Source organism: Gelidibacter algens (assembly GCF_001678675.1).
Lineage (GTDB): Bacteria > Bacteroidota > Bacteroidia > Flavobacteriales > Flavobacteriaceae > Gelidibacter > Gelidibacter algens.
In genome coordinates, this window is sequence record NZ_LZRN01000056.1 from 1 (window position 1) to 18,549 (window position 18,549).

11 protein-coding genes and 1 pseudogene are annotated in these 18,549 nt (G+C 38.4%); 2 read left to right on the forward strand and 10 right to left on the reverse strand.

Annotated features, from left to right (window positions below):
* Window positions 1-32 precede the first annotated feature (32 nt).
* Window positions 33-2,426, reverse strand: coding sequence for a 3-hydroxyacyl-CoA dehydrogenase/enoyl-CoA hydratase family protein (locus A9996_RS17415; protein ID WP_066438201.1), 2,394 nt, complete (start codon window positions 2,424-2,426; stop codon window positions 33-35).
* 4 nt (window positions 2,427-2,430) lie between these two features.
* Complete coding sequence (locus A9996_RS17420; protein WP_066438204.1) at window positions 2,431-2,883, reverse strand: MarR family winged helix-turn-helix transcriptional regulator; 453 nt, start codon at window positions 2,881-2,883, stop codon at window positions 2,431-2,433.
* Between the two features lie 184 nt (window positions 2,884-3,067).
* On the opposite strand from A9996_RS17420, the gene A9996_RS17425 reads away from it, so the two are divergent.
* A complete protein-coding gene (locus A9996_RS17425) occupies window positions 3,068-5,002 on the forward strand; it encodes an LTA synthase family protein (protein WP_066438206.1) in 1,935 nt (644 codons plus the stop codon).
* Between the two features lie 31 nt (window positions 5,003-5,033).
* Here the strand turns inward: A9996_RS17425 and A9996_RS17430 are convergent, their stop codons facing one another.
* From A9996_RS17430 to A9996_RS17445, 4 genes are all read right to left on the reverse strand, one after another.
* Complete coding sequence (locus A9996_RS17430; RefSeq protein WP_066438212.1) at window positions 5,034-6,806, reverse strand: AMP-dependent synthetase/ligase; 1,773 nt, start codon at window positions 6,804-6,806, stop codon at window positions 5,034-5,036.
* Window positions 6,807-6,929: 123 nt separating this feature from the next.
* On the reverse strand, window positions 6,930-10,640 hold the full coding sequence (gene purL, locus A9996_RS17435; RefSeq protein WP_066438215.1) for a phosphoribosylformylglycinamidine synthase: 3,711 nt from the start codon (window positions 10,638-10,640) through the stop codon (window positions 6,930-6,932).
* Window positions 10,641-10,781: 141 nt separating this feature from the next.
* Window positions 10,782-12,578: an endonuclease gene (locus tag A9996_RS17440; RefSeq protein WP_066438217.1), complete on the reverse strand. Its 1,797-nt coding sequence runs from the start codon at window positions 12,576-12,578 to the stop codon at window positions 10,782-10,784.
* Window positions 12,579-12,597: 19 nt separating this feature from the next.
* Window positions 12,598-13,809: an RsmB/NOP family class I SAM-dependent RNA methyltransferase gene (locus tag A9996_RS17445; protein WP_066438225.1), complete on the reverse strand. Its 1,212-nt coding sequence runs from the start codon at window positions 13,807-13,809 to the stop codon at window positions 12,598-12,600.
* Window positions 13,810-13,962: 153 nt separating this feature from the next.
* Here A9996_RS17445 and A9996_RS17450 point away from each other — a divergent pair, with 153 nt between their 5' ends.
* Window positions 13,963-15,009: a sialidase family protein gene (locus tag A9996_RS17450; protein ID WP_066438234.1), complete on the forward strand. Its 1,047-nt coding sequence runs from the start codon at window positions 13,963-13,965 to the stop codon at window positions 15,007-15,009.
* A gap of 87 nt (window positions 15,010-15,096) precedes the next feature.
* Here the strand turns inward: A9996_RS17450 and A9996_RS17455 are convergent, their stop codons facing one another.
* The 4 genes and pseudogenes from A9996_RS17455 to A9996_RS17470 all read right to left on the reverse strand — a co-directional run.
* A complete protein-coding gene (locus A9996_RS17455) occupies window positions 15,097-15,546 on the reverse strand; it encodes a hypothetical protein (protein WP_066438227.1) in 450 nt (149 codons plus the stop codon).
* Window positions 15,543-16,055, reverse strand: coding sequence for a hypothetical protein (locus A9996_RS17460; protein WP_066438229.1), 513 nt, complete (start codon window positions 16,053-16,055; stop codon window positions 15,543-15,545). The genes A9996_RS17455 and A9996_RS17460 overlap by 4 nt, the downstream gene beginning before the upstream one ends.
* A 33-nt stretch (window positions 16,056-16,088) precedes the next feature.
* Entirely contained in the window at window positions 16,089-16,631 is a 543-nt protein-coding gene (locus A9996_RS17465) for an RNA polymerase sigma factor (protein WP_066438231.1), read from the reverse strand.
* A 290-nt stretch (window positions 16,632-16,921) separates the two neighbouring features.
* Window positions 16,922-18,508: pseudogene (locus A9996_RS17470) on the reverse strand (ABC transporter ATP-binding protein); the annotation flags it as partial.
* Window positions 18,509-18,549: the final 41 nt, after the last annotated feature.

An 18,549-nucleotide genomic window follows, 5' to 3' on the forward strand; every position in this document is an offset into this window, starting at 1 on the left:
CTCCTTCCCTTTGGGAAGGTTGGGATGGGATTCTAATTTCTTAATGGCTTTCCAGTCTTCAGCATATGCTGAATTCTTTCCAAGGTTTTTCTTTCTGTAGCTAAAGACAAAAAGGCTTCACGTTCCAAATCCAATAGATATTGTTCACTGACTAAGGTTGGTTCTGATAAGTCACCTCCAGCCATTACATAAGCTAATTTATTGGCTATTTTTTGGTCGTGTGCACTGATGTAATTACTGTCTTCCATCGCATCTGTGCCAACCATGAACATCCCTAAAGCTTGTCTTCCGAGTACTTTAATATCAGTTCGTTTTATAGGTTGTGTATAACCAGCATCGGCCATTAGTTTGGCATGTGCTTTTGCCATTGCCAACTGTCGGTCTTTATTCACCACGATAATATCCTTGCCTTTTTGTAGCACTCCCAAATCGAAGGCTTCATAAGCAGATGTAGATACTTTTGCCATAGCAATGGTTAAGAAGTATTCTTGAAGTGTGTTGAGTTCCACATCTCCTTTTCGGAAAAGATCCTGGGCACGAAGCGCCATCTCTTTAGATCCGCCGCCACCAGGAATCACACCTACCCCAAATTCTACAAGTCCCATATAGGTTTCTGCTGCAGCCACTACTTTATCGGCGTGCATTGACAGTTCACAACCACCACCAAGCGCCATGCCATGAGGAGCCGCAATGGTAGGGATAGCAGAATAACGCATGCGCATCATCGAATCTTGAAAATATTTAATGGCAGCGTTCAACTCATCATATTCCTGTTCAGCAGCCATCATAAAAATCATACCGATATTGGCACCTACAGAAAAGTTTGCGGCTTGATTACCAACAACCAATCCAGCAAAATCTTTTTCTGCAATGTCTATGGCTTTATTCAATCCTGAAAGGACATCGCCGCCAATGGTGTTCATTTTAGATTGGAATTCCACATTAAGGATGCCGTCTCCCAAATCTTCGACCACAACGCCTGAGTTTTTATAGACTTCTTTGGATTTTCGAATGTTATCTAAAATGATAAAGGCATCCTGTCCAGGTACTTTTTCTTGTTTTTTGGATGGAATATCGTAAAAGAATGTGCTTCCCTCTTTAACAGTGTAAAACGATTTGTTGCCAGATTCCAGCATCTCATTAACCCAAGCTGCAGGCTCTAATCCTTCCGCTTTTATTAATTCAATTCCTTTTTCAACACCCACAGCATCCCAAATTTGGAAAGGTCCGTGTTCCCAGCCAAATCCAGCTTTCATGGCGTCGTCTATTTTATAAAGCTCGTCAGTAATTTCCGGAATTCTATTAGAGACGTAAGCAAACATGGCGGCAAAATTCTTTCTGTAGAATTCGCCAGCTTTATCTTTTCCTGAAATTAAAATAGGAAAACGATCGACGACTTTGTCGACGGTTTTTGTGAGTTCTAGGGTCGCAAATTTTGCCGATTTCCGATCTCTATATTCTAGCGTGTTTAAGTCTAAGGTTCTAATATCCTTACCTTCTTTTTTATAGAAACCCTGACCAGTTTTACTTCCTAGCCATTTGTTTTCCATCATGGTATTGATGAAGTCAGGTAGTTTGAAAAGCTCGTGAGCTTCGTCTTCCGGGCAGTTTTCGTAAATACCATTAGCTACATGCACAAGAGTGTCCAGGCCAACCACATCAACAGTTCTGAAAGTTGCCGATTTAGGACGGCCAATAACAGGCCCCGTCAATTTATCAACCTCTTCAACCGTCAAATCCATTTCCTTAACTTGATGGAACAGACTTTGAATACCGAAAATCCCAATACGGTTTCCGATAAATGCAGGCGTGTCTTTGGCAATAACCGATGTTTTTCCAAGGAATTTTTCACCATAAATTTTCAAGAAATCCAACACCTCTTGAGAGGTTTTGGGGCCTGGAATAATTTCAAATAATTTTAAGTAGCGTGCAGGATTGAAAAAGTGTGTGCCGCAAAAATGCTTCTGAAAATCTTCACTTCGTCCTTCACTCATAAAGTGAATAGGAATTCCAGAGGTGTTTGAGGTAATCAAGGTTCCTGGCGTCCGATATTTTTCAAGTTTTTCAAAAACTTGTTTTTTAATATCCAAGCGCTCTACAACAACTTCCATAATCCAATCCACATCTTTTACTTTTGCAATGTCGTCTTCAAGATTACCAGTGGTAATTCTGCTTGCAAAAGATGGGTGGTAGATAGGAGAGGGCTTAGATTTTAGAGAGGCAGTCAAAGAGTCGTTAACAATTCTGTTTCTAACGGCTTTGTCCTCTAAAGTCAGTCCTTTCGCTTTTTCAGCATCAGTCAGTTCTCTCGGAACAATGTCTAAAAGCAACACATCAACACCAATATTGGCAAAATGACATGCAATTCCGCTTCCCATAATTCCGGAGCCAATAATGGCCACTTTTTTTATTCTACGTTTGCTCATCTTATTATAAACTATTTTCTTTTTGGTTGTAAATATTCTTGTTGGAAATCATGTTATTGATTTTTTCGGCGACTTCGTAAAAGTTATTGAGTTGTTCTTCAGTAACACTTTTCCGAATAGTTTCGTTAAAGGTCAATACCTTTTCCCTTGAGTAGGCACGTTTTTCTTTTCCAAAATCGGTCAGGAAAATTAATACCCCACGTCCATCTTCCGGATTTGGGTGCCTTTCAATCAAACCGCGTGCTTCCATTGATTTTAAAGTTCTGGATAAGCTCGTGGCCTCCATTCCCATTTTAGGACCCATAGAAGTTGAAGGTGTTCCTTTTTCTGGATCAATACTCAAGAGGGCAAAACCTGTTGCCATTGTGCTGTCAAATTTAGCAGCTTCTTCGTTATACATTTTTGTAACCGCTAACCATGTGGTTTTGAGTACATAATCAATGGTTTTATCTTTCATTGTAATTCATAAGGAATCCAAATATACAAAAATTTATTATGCATGCATAGTAAATCGTAAAAATTTATTTTAGAAAATTTGAGTGCTACTAATTGTTATTTGTTAGCGATTATACACGACAATTGTGCAATGATAAGCGTGTTATTTGTACTTTTGCGCCTCATATTAATATTATCATTTTTACATGAAGTTATTCTTTCGGAAACAGGAGTATACAATTTTACTATACCGTCTGTTTTTGGCCTATGCGTTTTATTTTCTGGCCAGATTTTTATTCTTCCTATATAACTATGATGTTTTAGAGGTCCATTCTGTAAGCGAATTTTTTAGATTGTCATACTACGGATTGGCTTTTGATACGGCTGCTATCTTATATGTCAACCTGCTTTTTATTCTGTTGTCTATAATACCGCTTCGTGTAACAACGTCTTCGTGGTACCGGAAGCTGCTATTGTATGTGTATTTTAGTACCAATTTGATAGCCTATGCACTTAATTTTGTTGATTTTATCTACTACAAATTTAATTTTGCAAGAACTACTTTGTCGGTTTTGGATGTTGTAAAAAACGAAGGAAATAAAACCGCTATGTTCTTTAGGTTTATGGTTAGTTATTGGCATGTGTATGTCTTGTTTATTTTGGTTAGCGTTCTATGGGTCTATCTTTATAAACGTGTCAAAATCCATCCGTCAGCACATCGCTTATCTACCAAAACGTATTACATATCTTCAGCTGTTGGGTTTGTTATTATTGGGACATTTATTGTTGGCGGTATTAGGGGAGGCGATTTCAAAAAAAGTACCCGACCTATCAATTTGGTAGATGCCAGTAAACATGTTAATAAGATGGAGCAGGCAGATTTGGTATTGAACACTACGTTTGCCTTTATAAGAACGTTTAACAACAACAGTTTTAAGAAAGTGGATTATGATGTTACTGATGAAGAGATCCAATTCTACATCAAGCCTATTAAACACTACGAAAATAATCCTTCCACCAAACCGAATATCGTGGTGATTATTACAGAAAGTATGGGTAGGGAATATCTTGCTTCCTTTAATAAAGATATTGGCATTGATGACTATGTGGGGTATACGCCTTTTTTAGATTCGTTGGCGCAACACAGTCTTATTTTTCCGAATGCTTTTGCCAACGGCAGCAAGTCCATTCATGGCATGTCTTCAGTGTTGTCTGGCATTCCTTCTTTTGCAGATGCCTTTACGTCGTCTAGTTACTCCAATCAGGAGATTCAAAGCTTGGTTTCGGTTTTAAACGATTTGGATTATGACACCTCCTTTTTCCATGGGGCTCCAAATGGGTCCATGGGATTTTTAGGCTTTAGTAATATTTTGGGCTTTGATCATTATTATGGAATGGAAGACTATGGAAATGACGACGATTTTGATGGCAGTTGGGGTATTTGGGATGAGCCTTTTTTACAGTTCATGAAATCAACATTAGATCAAAAGATACAACCTTTTTTCAGTACGGTATTTACAGTGTCTTCTCATGAGCCTTTCAACATTCCTGAAAAATACGATGGTAAATTTCCAGAAGGCCACATCCCAATGCACGAGCCTGTGGGCTATACCGATTATGCGTTTAAGCAATTTTTTGAAGCCGCCAAAAAAGAGCCTTGGTTTGACAATACCATATTTGTAATTACGGCCGATCATTGTAATCAAGTGTATTATGATGTGTATAACAAAGTCATCAACAGGCGTGCGGTTCCAATTTTGTTCTATAAGTCAGATGGCAGCTTGGTTGGAAGCAGTAATGAGTTGGCGCAGCAAATCGATATTTATCCGACGTTGATGGACATAATAGGGTATGACCAACCCTTTAGAAGTTGGGGTAGGAGTCTTATTTCAAAAGACGGTGTTGAGCCCTTCGCCATCAATTATAACGCCTCACAATACCACTTGCAACGTGGCAATTACATCTGCACTTTTGATGGTAAACAGGCCACAGGATTTTATGATATCAACGATAAAAGTTTGGAAAATAACCTGATCGCCAATAAAACGCCAGAGATGGAAGAAACTGAGAAAGCTTGTAAAGCTTTTCTGGAAGATTACTTTGAGCGGATTGTGGATAAGAGGTTGAGTTTAGACAAATAAAAAGAGCTTCCTAATTAGAAGCTCTTGGTGTTTAAGGTCTATAAATTTTTTCAATAAGATCCTTATATTTTTCTTTGATGATTTTGCGTTTCATTTTCATTGTTGGCGTCAAGTGGCCACCTTCAATAGTCCAAATATCTGGGGTCAATTCAAATTTTTTGATCTGTTCCCATTTACCAAAATTTTCATTGGCCTTATCTATCTCTTTTTGGATTCGAGCGAGTACAGCTTCTGATTTTTCAATTGATGAATTATTTAACTTGATGTCTTTTTCTTTGTGTTTGATCCACTCTTTAATGAATTCAAAATTAGGTTGAATCAGTGCTGCCGGCATTTTCTCACCTTCACCGATTACCATAATTTGCTCAATAAATCGGGATTGTTTTAAGGCATTTTCCAAAAGCGCTGGAGCAACATATTTACCTCCCGAAGTTTTAAACATTTCTTTTTTACGGTCTGTAATCTTTAAAAAGCCATCAGCATCTATTTCGCCAATATCTCCAGTGTGGAAATAATCGCCGGTCATGACTTCTCTTGTTTTATCAGGTTCTTTGAAATAGCCCAACATGACATTCGGACCTTTTACTAATATCTCGCCATCTTCAGCAATCTTAACATCTACATTGTCGATTACCCTTCCCACTGTGCCTACTCTAAAACCTTCGTCCCGCATGTCGTTTACTGAAATTACCGGAGACGTTTCTGTCAAGCCATAGCCTTCCATAATTGGCATTTGTGCAGCAGCAAATGTTCGTGTAAGTCGCGGTTGTAAAGCAGCGCTTCCAGAAACCATAAGGTCTAGATTACCGCCCAATCCTTCTTTCCATTTACTGAAGATGAGTTTTCTGGCAATTTTAAGTTGTGTTTCATACCACCAGCCATTGGCGCCATAAGGTTCATATTCTAGGCCTAATTCGATAGCCCAAAAGAATAGTTTTTTCTTGATGCCAGTCAACTCGCTTCCTTTAGCTACAATTTTATCATAGACTTTTTCATAAAGTCTAGGCACCGCAGTCATCACGTGAGGTTTTACTTCCTTGAGATTATCACTCATTTTGTCAATGGACTCAGCAAAATAGATCTCTACCCCACAGTATTGATACAAATACAAAATCATACGTTCAAAAACATGGCAAACGGGTAAGAAGCTTAGCGCTTTAGACTTTCCATTTTCAAAGGGCACCCGTTTTTGGCTGTCCAAGACGTTTGACACTAAGTTTTGATGTGAGAGCATAACCCCTTTTGGTCTTCCTGTAGTTCCCGACGTATATATCAATGTGGCCAAATCGTCTGTTTTTACAGCCGCCATTCGTGCTTCTAGCTCATTTTGATTGCTCTCATCTTTACCTAATTCCAGAATGTCTTTCCAGCTTTTTTCACCTTCAATGTCATCAAAAGTGTAAACTTCGCGCAACTTGGTGTTTGCTTTAATAGCATTGACTTTGGTTAAAACTTCTGTATCAGAAACAAAGCATATGACAGATTCTGAGTGATTTAAAATATATTCATAATCTTCTTCAGAAATGGTTGGGTAGATGGGCGTATTTTGCGCCCCAATTTGCAAAATACCAATATCCATCACATTCCATTCCGTTCTATTAGTGGTAGAAATGACAGCAATTTTATCATTAGGTTGTATGCCCAAACGTAGCAAACCTCTGCTGATGCCATTGGCTTGAGCAATATACTCTTTGGTGGAAATTGATTTCCATTCGCCGTTGTATTTTGTAATAAGCGCTTTATCAAGATTGTAAAGTTCAAGTTGATGCCTTGGGATATCAAAAAGTCTGGTAATTTCTGTCATCAGTTATATGAAGTTAAGTATCTGCAAAGTATGAAATTAAATAGGATTTTCAAATGTGGACCTAAAAAAAGGAGGTTTTTAATAATAAAACCCCCTGTATATTCCTAATATGATAAATCAATCTTATTGATTTTCAATCCATTTACGGGCATTAACAAATGCCTCCAACCATGGCGAAACTTCATCTTTTCTGCCTTCAGGATAATGTGCCCAGTTCCATTGAAATGTAGAACGTTCAATATGCGGCATGGTCACTAAATGTCTTCCGGTTTTATCACACAGCATAGCCGTGTTAAAGTCAGAGCCATTTGGATTTGCAGGATACCCCTTGTAGCCATATTTCGCAACGATATCATAATTATTTTCAGACAGCGGTAATTGAAACTTGCCTTCGCCATGTGAGATCCACACGCCTAATGTGCTGCCTGCTAAACTTGAAAGCATGACCGAATTGTTTTTTTGAATTTCTACTGACGTAAAGCCGCTTTCGTGTTTGTTGGAGGTGTTATAAGTCAATTTGCCATGAGTTTCATGCTCAGGGTTGACCAGTTCCAATTCCATCCAAAGTTGCGCGCCATTACAAATGCCCACAGTAAGTGTGTCTTCTCTTTTAAAGAAATCCTGAATGACTTTATTGGCTTTCTCGTTGTATTTGATAGCGCCTGCCCATCCTTTTGCAGATCCTAAAACGTCCGAATTTGAAAACCCGCCAACAGCACCTAAAAACTGAATATCTTCTAAGGTTTCACGACCAGAAATCAAGTCGGTCATGTGCACATCCTTCACATCAAAACCGGCGAGATACATGGCGTTTGCCATTTCACGCTCAGAATTGGAGCCTTTTTCGCGCAATATTGCTGCTTTTGGTTTCTCGACTTCGCTTGAACTGATCGGTAATTTCCCTGTGAAATGTTCAGGGAATTTATAGATGAGCGGTTGATTTTTATAATTATCAAATCGGTCTTTCGCTAATCCGTTGGCAATTTGTTTTTGATCGAGTAGATAAGAGGTTTTAAACCACATGTCACGCAATTTCGAAATCCCCATGGTGAATTCTTCTCGTCCGTTCTTGAGGTTAAGCACGTCACCATCGATAACGGTTCCTATGTTGAAAAACTCAATATTTGCGTCACTCAATATTTTTTCTGCGGAAGCGTCAGTGGTTTGAAAAACAATTCCTGCATTCTCAGCAAAAAGGATTTTGAATGAATCGTTTTCGCCTAAAGCAGTAAGATCCAATTTAGCACCCAAATTAGTATCAGCAAAACACATTTCCAATAAGGTGGTGATCAATCCGCCAGACGCCACATCATGTCCTGCAACAATTTGATTGTCCTTGATTAAATCTTGAATGGTGTTGAAAACTGTTTTTACATATCCAGCATCCTGAACTTTTGGAGCTTCCTCGCCAATTTTGTTGAGAATTTGTGCAAATGAGCTTCCTCCTAATTTAAAATTATCTTGTGAAATATTGATATAATAAATGTTGCCTGCATTTTTCTTAAAAACAGGTTCCACAACTTGGGTGATGTCATTACAGTTACCTGCTGCAGAAATAATCACCGTTCCTGGGGAAATAACGTCTTCATTTGGATATTTCTGCTTCATTGAAAGCGAATCTTTTCCGGTAGGCACATTAATACCCAAATCAATGGCAAATTCAGAAACTGCTTTTACAGCTTCGTAAAGTCGGGCGTCTTCACCTTCGTTTTTGCATGGCCACATCCAGTTGGCTGAAAGTGACACACTTTGCAATCCATCTTTTAGGGGCGCCCACATGATATTGGTCAACGCTTCCGTAATCCCGTTTCTGCTGCCCGCCACAGGATCAATCAGACCTGCAATAGGCGAGTGGCCAATGGACGTGGCAACGCCTTCTTTCCCTTTATAATCTAATGCCATCACGGCAACATTATTGAGCGGGAGCTGCAAAGGACCAGCACATTGTTGTTTGGCGACTTTTCCGCCCACGCAACGGTCCACTTTATTGGTCAACCAATCTTTACAGGCCACAGCCTCCAATTGTAATAATTGGTCTAAATAATCGTAAAATTTATCTTTTTTATAGGTGACGGCATCGTAATTTCTAGCGACCGTGTTATCAGTCATGATTGTTTTTGGAGAACTTCCAAACATGTCACTCATTTCCAAATCCATCGGTTTTTCTCCAGTTGTTTTGGATTCAAAAGTAAAGCGATGGGTTCCAGTAACATCACCCACAGTATACATTGGCGAACGCTCTCTATCTGCTATATTTTGAAGGGTTTCCAAATGTTTTTCAGCAATGATCAAGCCCATTCGTTCTTGGGACTCATTGCCGATAATTTCTTTTGCCGATAATGTAGGATCGCCAACGGGCAATTTATCTAAATCGATATGTCCGCCGGTGTCTTCTACCAATTCACTCAAACAATTTAAATGGCCTCCAGCACCATGATCATGGATGGAAACGATATAGTTTTCTTCACTTTCCACCATCCCACGTACAGCGTTAGCGGCTCGTTTTTGCATTTCCGGATTGGAGCGTTGTACGGCGTTTAAGGTGATACCTGTAGAAAATTCGCCAGTATCTGCAGATGACACTGCAGCACCACCCATCCCAATGCGGTAGTTTTCACCACCTAAGATGACTACTTTGTCACCTATTTTAGGCGTGTCTTTCAAAGCTTGATCTGCTTTTCCATAGCCAATTCCCCCAGCCTGCATGATGACTTTGTCGTAACCCAGTTTGCGTGCAGACGCTGAACTAGCTGAAGAGTCCTTATGTTCGTCATGCTCAAAAGTCAACACAGACCCACAAATCAACGGTTGCCCAAATTTGTTACCAAAGTCTGATGCACCATTAGAGGCTTTTATTAAAATATCCTTTGGAGTTTGGTACAACCAAGGACGTGCTTCCATTTTTTGCTCCCAAGGACGGTTTTCTTCCAATCGGGAATAAGAGGTCATATAAACCGCGGTTCCTGCCAATGGCAAAGAACCTTTTCCACCTGCAAGTCTATCTCTGATTTCACCTCCTGAACCTGTGGCAGCACCATTAAAAGGCTCTACAGTGGTTGGGAAATTATGGGTTTCTGCTTTTAATGAAATCACCGATTCATAATTTTTAGTTTGATAAAAATCGGGCTTGTCTGCTGTTTTTGGGGCAAATTGTTCAACAGTTGGACCTTTTATAAAAGCGACGTTGTCCTTGTATGCAGAAACAATAGTATTCGGATTTTTGTTGGAGGTTTCCCGAATCATCTTGAACAATGACGTTTCTTTCTCTTCGCCATCAATAACAAAAGTACCGTTAAAAATTTTATGACGGCAATGTTCACTGTTGACCTGTGAGAACCCGAAGACTTCAGAGTCAGTCAGTTTTCTGCCTATTTTTTTTGAAACTTCTTCCAAATAGTCAATTTCTTCATCATTGAGCGCCAGCCCTTCCTGTTGGTTATAGGCTGAAATATCAGCGATATCCAAAATAGATTCCGGTTGGATATGAATGGTAAATGAATCTTGGTTGATACCTTTATACTTTTCGGATATCATGGGATCAAAATCTTTAAAATCTTCCGTTACAGCCTGGAATTCCTCAATACGGATAATATCAGAAATTCCCATGTTCTGAGTAATTTCAACAGCGTTTGTGCTCCAAGGCGTAATCATCGCAGCCCGTGGACCAACAAAAAAAGCATCGAGAGATGCTTGTAGTAGTAGAGGTTGGTTGCCAAACAACCATACCAATTTGGAGATGGTTTCAGGGCTTAATTCTTTTGTTGCTTGCCCGAGATTTTGGCGGGTTTGAACAGCAAAAATCTTGCTGTCTGCGTTTCCAAAGAAATGAATCATTAGGTCTTAGTTTGCGTCTGCCGTTTGAGCAGACAAGTTGTCTTTTGAAAGTGCAAAATTAACCCTTTTTAAGGATATTATTTTAAAATGAAGCATAAAAAAAGCGACTTGTTAAGGTCGCTTTTCGTAAAGAGTTGTAGTTTATTGTTTGATCAATTTTTTAATGACTGATCCTGTTTCTGATGATAACTTAATCAAATAAACACCTTGCGTTAAACTCGAAACATTCAATTTGTTTTGGTCTTGACTTAAGCTTTGAACCTTTACTTTTTTGCCAAGAATATCAAAAACTTCAGCTGTCAAGTCTTGATTGGCTTTTATAGTTACATAACCTAATTTTGAAGGGTTTGGATACATCTTGATATTTGAAAGGTCATTATCTTCAAGGCCTAAAGTTGTATAGCAGGTCCAGGATAAATTATCAATGGCCACACGATCTCCTCCCGCGGTATCTTCCTTTATAACTATAGTCACATCGCCTTCTTCATTAATACCGGTCAGTGTAGTGGTTTGCGCCACATCACTGTAAGGTATGACACCTTTTGAAACATTATTGACATACAAGGTCAAGTTACCTGTGCCACCACTAAAAAGACGAAGCGTAGTAACGGTCAATGCTCCGATACCACCTGAAATCATTGGGGAACTTATAGAGCCATTGCTGTCATTTCTTCCATCAAATGCAATGGCAGAATTGCCTGTTGTAATAGATTGATCTGTTCTAGCTCTTGTAGCAGTCCACAACATTCCATTATCACCAGTCCAAGTTCTATCAGCATAAGAAGATGCTAGGGGCAATTCGAAATTGGAAAATGTTTCATTTGCACATTCGCCACCATTTGTTCCTGCCTCAGTTGTTGTTCCATTAACAGCAGCACTTTGCGCTGAGATATTGTTTCCGGAATCTTTAGCTAAAACAGTAAATGTATAAGTGGTCTCCGGGGTTAAGCCAGAAACAGTACCTAGATTGGTAGTTACGGTTGTATTAAAAGTGCCACCAACATAAATATCATAAGAAGTCACACCAATGTTGTCTGTAGAAGCTGTCCAAGAAAGAGAAATATTGGTAGAAGCTTCATTGGTAACCATCAAGTTTGTTGGTGATGATGGTGCTTCAGTATCGGCCGTTTGACTCCATATCATATTCGCATATTCAGGATGGCTTATAAACGGATTGGCATTATTTTGATAATTATAGGCAGCGTTATTTCTGTCAATTTCACGTTGAGAAACAGGATCTGCAGCATGCCAATCCAATAAAATATTCAAAGCCCATTCCGTAAAAACCCTATCGTTAGTGCCATTAAACATTGGGAAACTCCAACTGCCTACTTGTCCTTCATATCGGACAGCAAAGTATAATACAGAACGCGCAATATCGCCTTTAAATTCATCAATAGGTTCAAATGCATCACCAGAGTACCCTGAAGATGAGTTTGAACCAACTTTAGAGCCGTTAGTTGAGGTCCAAGTTGGGCTGTTGACTATTCCAAAAGGGAAGTTACTACGCTTATTATTCACAAAACCATCTGTTGGGATAACCTGGTGAATGTCAGACACCATCGGTAAAGCTTCGTTGAAAACTGATTGTGGAATGATATGCTCTCTATTATAACAATCTGCCTCACTACTATATGAACCACATCTGTCTCCTGAAACATGTTCGTATGTATAGGAATCAGCTCCTGCAGGTTTTTCTGAATAAACATCTAAAACCGAACCATCCATTTCGTAGTAACTGTCCACATCAGTAGTTTGATAGCCACCATAAAGATCACCATAAGATTTTTGGACATATCCTGTTGAAATGATAGCGTGTAATTCTGTTTTTAAGGCATAGCCTTCTAGGCCACTTGCAGAATTGTAATAGTTTGCAGGTACTTGCGCGTAACCTGAAAATACGATGGATGATAATAAGATTACGTAGAGTTGTTTCATATTTATAGTTTATGTTGAATTAGTTTTTCTTTAAAAGAGCCATATAAAATCCGTCATAGCCAGAAATATGTGACAATACTTTCTTATCAGTAACAAAAGTAAAATCTTTTCCTGTTTCGGATGTTAAGAAATAATTAATTTGATCCTGATTCTCTGATGGCAAGATGGAGCATGTTGCATAAACCAACTGTCCTCCAGATTTTACGATTTTTGCATACTGCTGTAAAATTTCCTGTTGGGTTTTTTTAATGTTCTCAATAAATTCCGGTTGTAGTTTCCATTTGGCATCCGGATTTCTTCTCAACACGCCCAAACCAGAACACGGGGCGTCAATCAATACCCGGTCAGCCTTGTCATATAATTTTTTGATGACTTTGGTAGTTTCAATCGCTCTTGTTTCAACATTAAAAACACCGTTGCGTTTGGCTCTTCGTTTAAGTTCATTGAGCTTGTTACCATAAATATCAAGCGCAATCACTTGACCCTTGTTTTGCATTAAGGTGGCAATGTGCAATGTTTTTCCACCGGCGCCAGCGCAAGCATCCACAACACGCATTCCTGGTTCAACATTCAAAAAGTCGGCCACCAATTGTGATGACGCATCTTGGACTTCAAAGAAACCATTCTTAAAGGCTTCTGTTTGAAATACGTTTGCCCGTTCTTTTAGCTTTAAGGCATCTGGGTAATTTGGTAAAAACTCAGTGTCAAAATCTAAATCGAACAGTTCGGCCTGCAACGCTTCTTTTGTTGTTTTTAAAGTATTGACTCTTAAAATAACATCCGCTTGTTCATTGAGGGCACTGATTTCTTTGGTCCAAAGTTCTTTGCCCAATTCTTTTTCGCCCAATTCATCCATCCAATCAGGAATAGATTCTCTGTATTTTCTGATTTTTGATAGTTCATCAAACTTCCCTTTGATTTTTCGGGTTGGTGTATTTTCAAAATAAGGCCAATCAGGTAGTTTTATACCTTTTAAGGTTGCCCAAACCGCAAACATTCTCCAAATATTATCTCTGTCAAAAGGTTCTTTAACTTCAGCAATTTCAGCATAGAGGCGTTTCCATCTTACGATGTCGTAAGTGGTTTCTGCAACGAATCCGCGATCGCGAGCGCCCCAGCGTTTGTCGCGTTTTAGAAGTTGCGATATGACTTTGTCAGCGTATTGACCTTCATTAAAAATCAGCATCAATCCATCAATAACTGCAAAACATAGATTTCTGTGTAATCTCATTTGTCAATTTGTTTGTTGTGAGTCGTATAGTTAAACGACTGCAAGTTTTATTATAAAAATTGCGACTGCAAAGTTACGCTAAAATGCTGCGAATGTATTACTATTTTAATATTTTTAATGCGAAAACAATTACCTTTCAAGAAAAAAATAATGATGAGAATTTTAATCTGCGTTTTAGTGTTTGCCACGTTTTCGTCATGTATAAATGATGATCAAAAGGTTAAAAAAAGAATAGACTCAGTTGAAATTGAAACCATTTACAAGGATACGCTTTTAAGTATCAGAGCCATTGATGTGGCCACTGATAAAAGTGTTGCCTTTGCCGCCAACCACGGTGTTTTCGGATTGTACAATCCACTTACAGAGGAGTGGGCTAGCGCTAAACAAAAGTATGACACTTTGAATTTACAGTTTAGGGCTGTGGCAAGAACGACAAATGATTTTTTTATGTTGACCGTTGAAAATCCAGCCTTATTGTTCAAAACAGGAGAAACCGGCGAGATGGAAGTTGTCTATAAAGAAGTTCACGAGAAGGTGTTTTATGATGCATTAACCTTTTGGAATTCTAAAGAAGGCATTGCTATTGGAGATCCAACAGATGATTGCATCAGTATGATCATTACAAGAGATGGCGGCGAAACTTGGAATAAAGTGCCTTGTGAGCAACTGCCAAAAATTAAGGAGGGAGAGGCAGCTTTTGCAGCAAGCAATAGTAACATCGCTATTGTGGGCAGTAATACTTGGGTTGCGACTGGAGGAAAAACGAGCCGCATTTTATTTTCTTCAGATAAAGGTAAGACCTGGGAAGTTTTTGATACGCCCATGATTAACGGCGAAGCGACGACAGGGATCTATTCAATTGATTTTTATGACAAAAAAAACGGATTTGCTATTGGAGGCGATTATACCAAACCTGAGCAGGCCAAAGCGAATAAAATCAGAACTTCTGATGGTGGGAAAACGTGGCAAGTAATAGGTGATGGCAAAGAACCAGGCTATAGAAGTTGTGTGCAATATGTTCCAAATAAAGGCGGAAAAGAATTGGTAGCCATCGGTTTTAAAGGCATTGACTATTCATATGATTCCGGGAACACTTGGAAACATTTAAGTGATGAGGGATTTTACACGCTTCGGTTTTTAAATGATAGTGTGGCATATGCAGGAGGAAAGGGCAGGATCTCACGATTGACATTTAAATAAGTAACTTCCAAAAAAAAAAACTCCAAATTCCAAGGGACTGCTGTTGGAACTTGGAATTTAGAATTAGGATTTTTGAGCAATTGCCCGTTATGGGATATTGTTTTGTTTATCACTGCCATGACGCCTTTTATATTCGTGGAGCATTTTCCGATTAAACTCATCTTCTGCCAATTTGAGCTGGATAATTTTTTTGGCAGGCATCACTTTAAGCAGACTTTCTACAAAATTTGCACGTAAGTTTTCGCGTTCCCTTTCAAAGGAAACAAAATCTTTCAACATGGCTTTGGCTTCCGTTTCAGTCATATCTTCTGAAATTTGCTTCCGCTTTTCATATCCCATTCTTCGCTGCTCGTCTTTTTCAGTTTCGTAGGCATTGTAGATAGGCCAGAATTTTTGGGCTTCCGTTTCTGTCAACGACAAACGCTCAGTAATAAATGCCACTTTGAGGGTTTTAATTTTTTCTCTTTTTTCTGAATTTTGAGAATATGTGGACCATGAGCACAGTATCATGAACACTATAAGGATTGCATTTTTCATTTATCGTTGATTAAATCTTCAATAGAAGTATTATTAAGTAGGTAATTTTCTAAAGACTCGTCTGTAAAAGTATGTGTTACAAAATCATCTAATACAATGTCATCGGCACTCAAAAAAGAGGCAATATCATAAGCGTTCAGATTTTCTCCATTGAGATAGCTTTCAATAGAAGCGGTTTCAATCTGATTTATGGATAGAATATCATCCGATTGAAAAAAAACAGTAAGCATTACTACAAGAGCGGCAGCAACACCAGAGATATAGACGGTATTTCGCCATGACAATAGCGTTCTTACTTTTGGCTGATCCTCATTTTTAAGACGTGCTTGTAATCTTGCATCAAAGCTATCAAAATAGGTTTCGGGTACTTTATAACCAGAATTTTTCATTGCAGCCATGTCTTTTTGAGCCGCCAATTTTTTAAATAAGCGCTCATCAAAGCTGTCAAAATAGGAGTCGGGTGCTTCAAAACCTGTGCCCTTGATCGTATGTAACTTACTTTTTTTCATGCTATTACTATGACATTTTATTTTGCAAAAGGTTTAATCACGAGTTAAATATGCTTCAATTTTCTTTACTGCGATGTGATAGGAAGCTTTTAAAGCGCCTTCACTGGTTTCTAATATTTCTGACATTTCTGCATACTTCAAATCATCAAAATACCGCATGTTGAAAACGAGTTGCTGTTTATGCGGTAAAGTCGCCAAGGCTTTTTGTAATTTTAACTGAATCTCGCTACCTTCAAAATAAACATCAGCTTGAAGGTTTGCGATGGTTTGTTGCTGTAATTCTTCGTTGTTGCTGCTTTTTTGTCTGGCATTCTGCTTTAAGTGTGTAATGGCTTCATTGGTAGCGATGCGGTACATCCACGAAAATAGTTTGCTTTCACCTTTAAAGCTGTGGATGTTTTTGTAGACTTTGATAAAGGTATTCTGTAAGACATCATCAGCATCATCATGAGACACTACAATCTTTCTGATATGCCAATACAAACGTTCTTTATAGAGCGCAAGTAATTCCTTAAAAGCCGATTCTTTGGTTTTTTCAGAGGTCAATCTTAAGATAAGAGCCGCGTCATTATGCACGTAAAACGTTTTGTTATAGGACTGTTGAAGGTATAAAAAGTTTAATGCTTTATTAAATTAAAAAGTATATTCAACAAATTGCTGTTTATCAGCAGGTTGGATTTAATATCATCGTTTAAAAGTAAAAATATACGATGAATTGCATTTTTTTCTTGCATTGTATTATAAAAAGTGATATGTTTGTCTTCCCTAACTAACTTAATTATCAGTGTTCCCCAAGACTGATAGTATAATGAAAAAGGATGCTTCATGGTAGTGGCATCCTTTTTTTAATTTATAGTTATTTAAGTTTATTCGAAACTTTGCATATCTACAAGCATTTTATAAACGCCATTCTTTTCAATGAGTTGATTGTGTTTGCCTTGTTCAACAATTTCACCTTTTTGCATTACTACAATTTCATCAGCGTTTTTGATGGTAGACAATCTGTGTGCAATAACAATTGAAGTTCTATTGCGCATCATGTTTTCTAGGGCATCCTGCACTAAACGCTCACTTTCAGTATCTAAAGCCGAAGTAGCTTCATCAAGAATCATAATTGGCGGATTTTTGAGAACGGCCCTGGCAATACTCAAGCGCTGCTTTTGGCCGCCAGAGAGCATGTTGCCTGAATCCCCAATATTGGAGTCAATACCGTCTGGAAGATCTTTCACAAACTCCCACGCGTTGGCTATTTTTAAGGCGTCGACAACTTCTTCGTCAGTCGCAGTTTGCTTCCCAATTTTCAGATTGTTTTTAATCGTATCATTAAACAAGATGGAATCCTGAGATACCACACCCAACATGCCCCTCAGCGAAGTTTTCGACAGGTTCCTTATATCTACGCCATCGATAGCAATGCTGCCTTCATTAACATCATAAAACCTAGTGATCAAATTGGCAATGGTACTTTTTCCACTACCTGATTGTCCAACAAGTGCCACGGTTTTTCCTATTGGCACATTAAGGTTAAAGTTTTTGAGCACCAAATCATCTTTATATTTGAATGAAATATTAGTGACAGCGATACTGGATTCGAAATCTTTTTTAATCACTGGATTTTCAATTTCCATGATGGTATTCTCAGATTCTAAAAATTCCAAAATACGATTGGCTGCACCATTTCCTTTTTTAACAGCATAACTGGCTTTTGCGATGGCTTTTGCAGGCGTTAAAATATTATACGCCAAAGTAATATAGCCTATAAAGAAACTGGCATCCATGGAGTTGTCAACAAATACCAGGTAGCCGCCATACACCAATAAAATACCGATAACAATAATCCCTAAAAACTCACTTATTGGCGAGGCCAAGTTTTGGCGATTGAGCAGTGAATTTGAATGGGTATAATACCGCTGGTTGGAATCTTCAAACTTCTTTGCGAACACATGCTCCACATCAAAAGCTTTGATAATGCGCAATCCTGTCATTGTTTCTTCAAGAATGGACAAAAATACACCTTGTTCTTGCTGTACTTTTAAGGAGCCTTTTTTTAGCGATTTGCCAACCTTCGAAATGATAAATCCTGAAATTGGGATAAATATGAAGACGAACAATGTTAATTTGACGCTCAAAATAAGCATCGCAATCAATGAAAACAAAATGGTCAGTGGTTCTCTGACAATCATTTCCAATGCAGCCAGAAATGAATTCTTGACTTCATCCACATCACTGCTCACGCGAGAAATTGTATCTCCTTTCGATTTTTCAGAGTAGAAGGCAAGCGGTAACGTCACTATTTTGCCGAAGAGTACATTTCTTATATCTTTTAGAACTCCATTTCTTAAAAATGTGATGTAATACATGGCAAAGTAATTGAAAACATTTTTCAGCAAGAAGATGCTAATGATTACAGCAACCATGAGCATGAGCACTTTAAAATCGCCATAAGTTTCAATTTTGTCACCAATAAAAAAAATTAGTAGATAATACTTCTAAC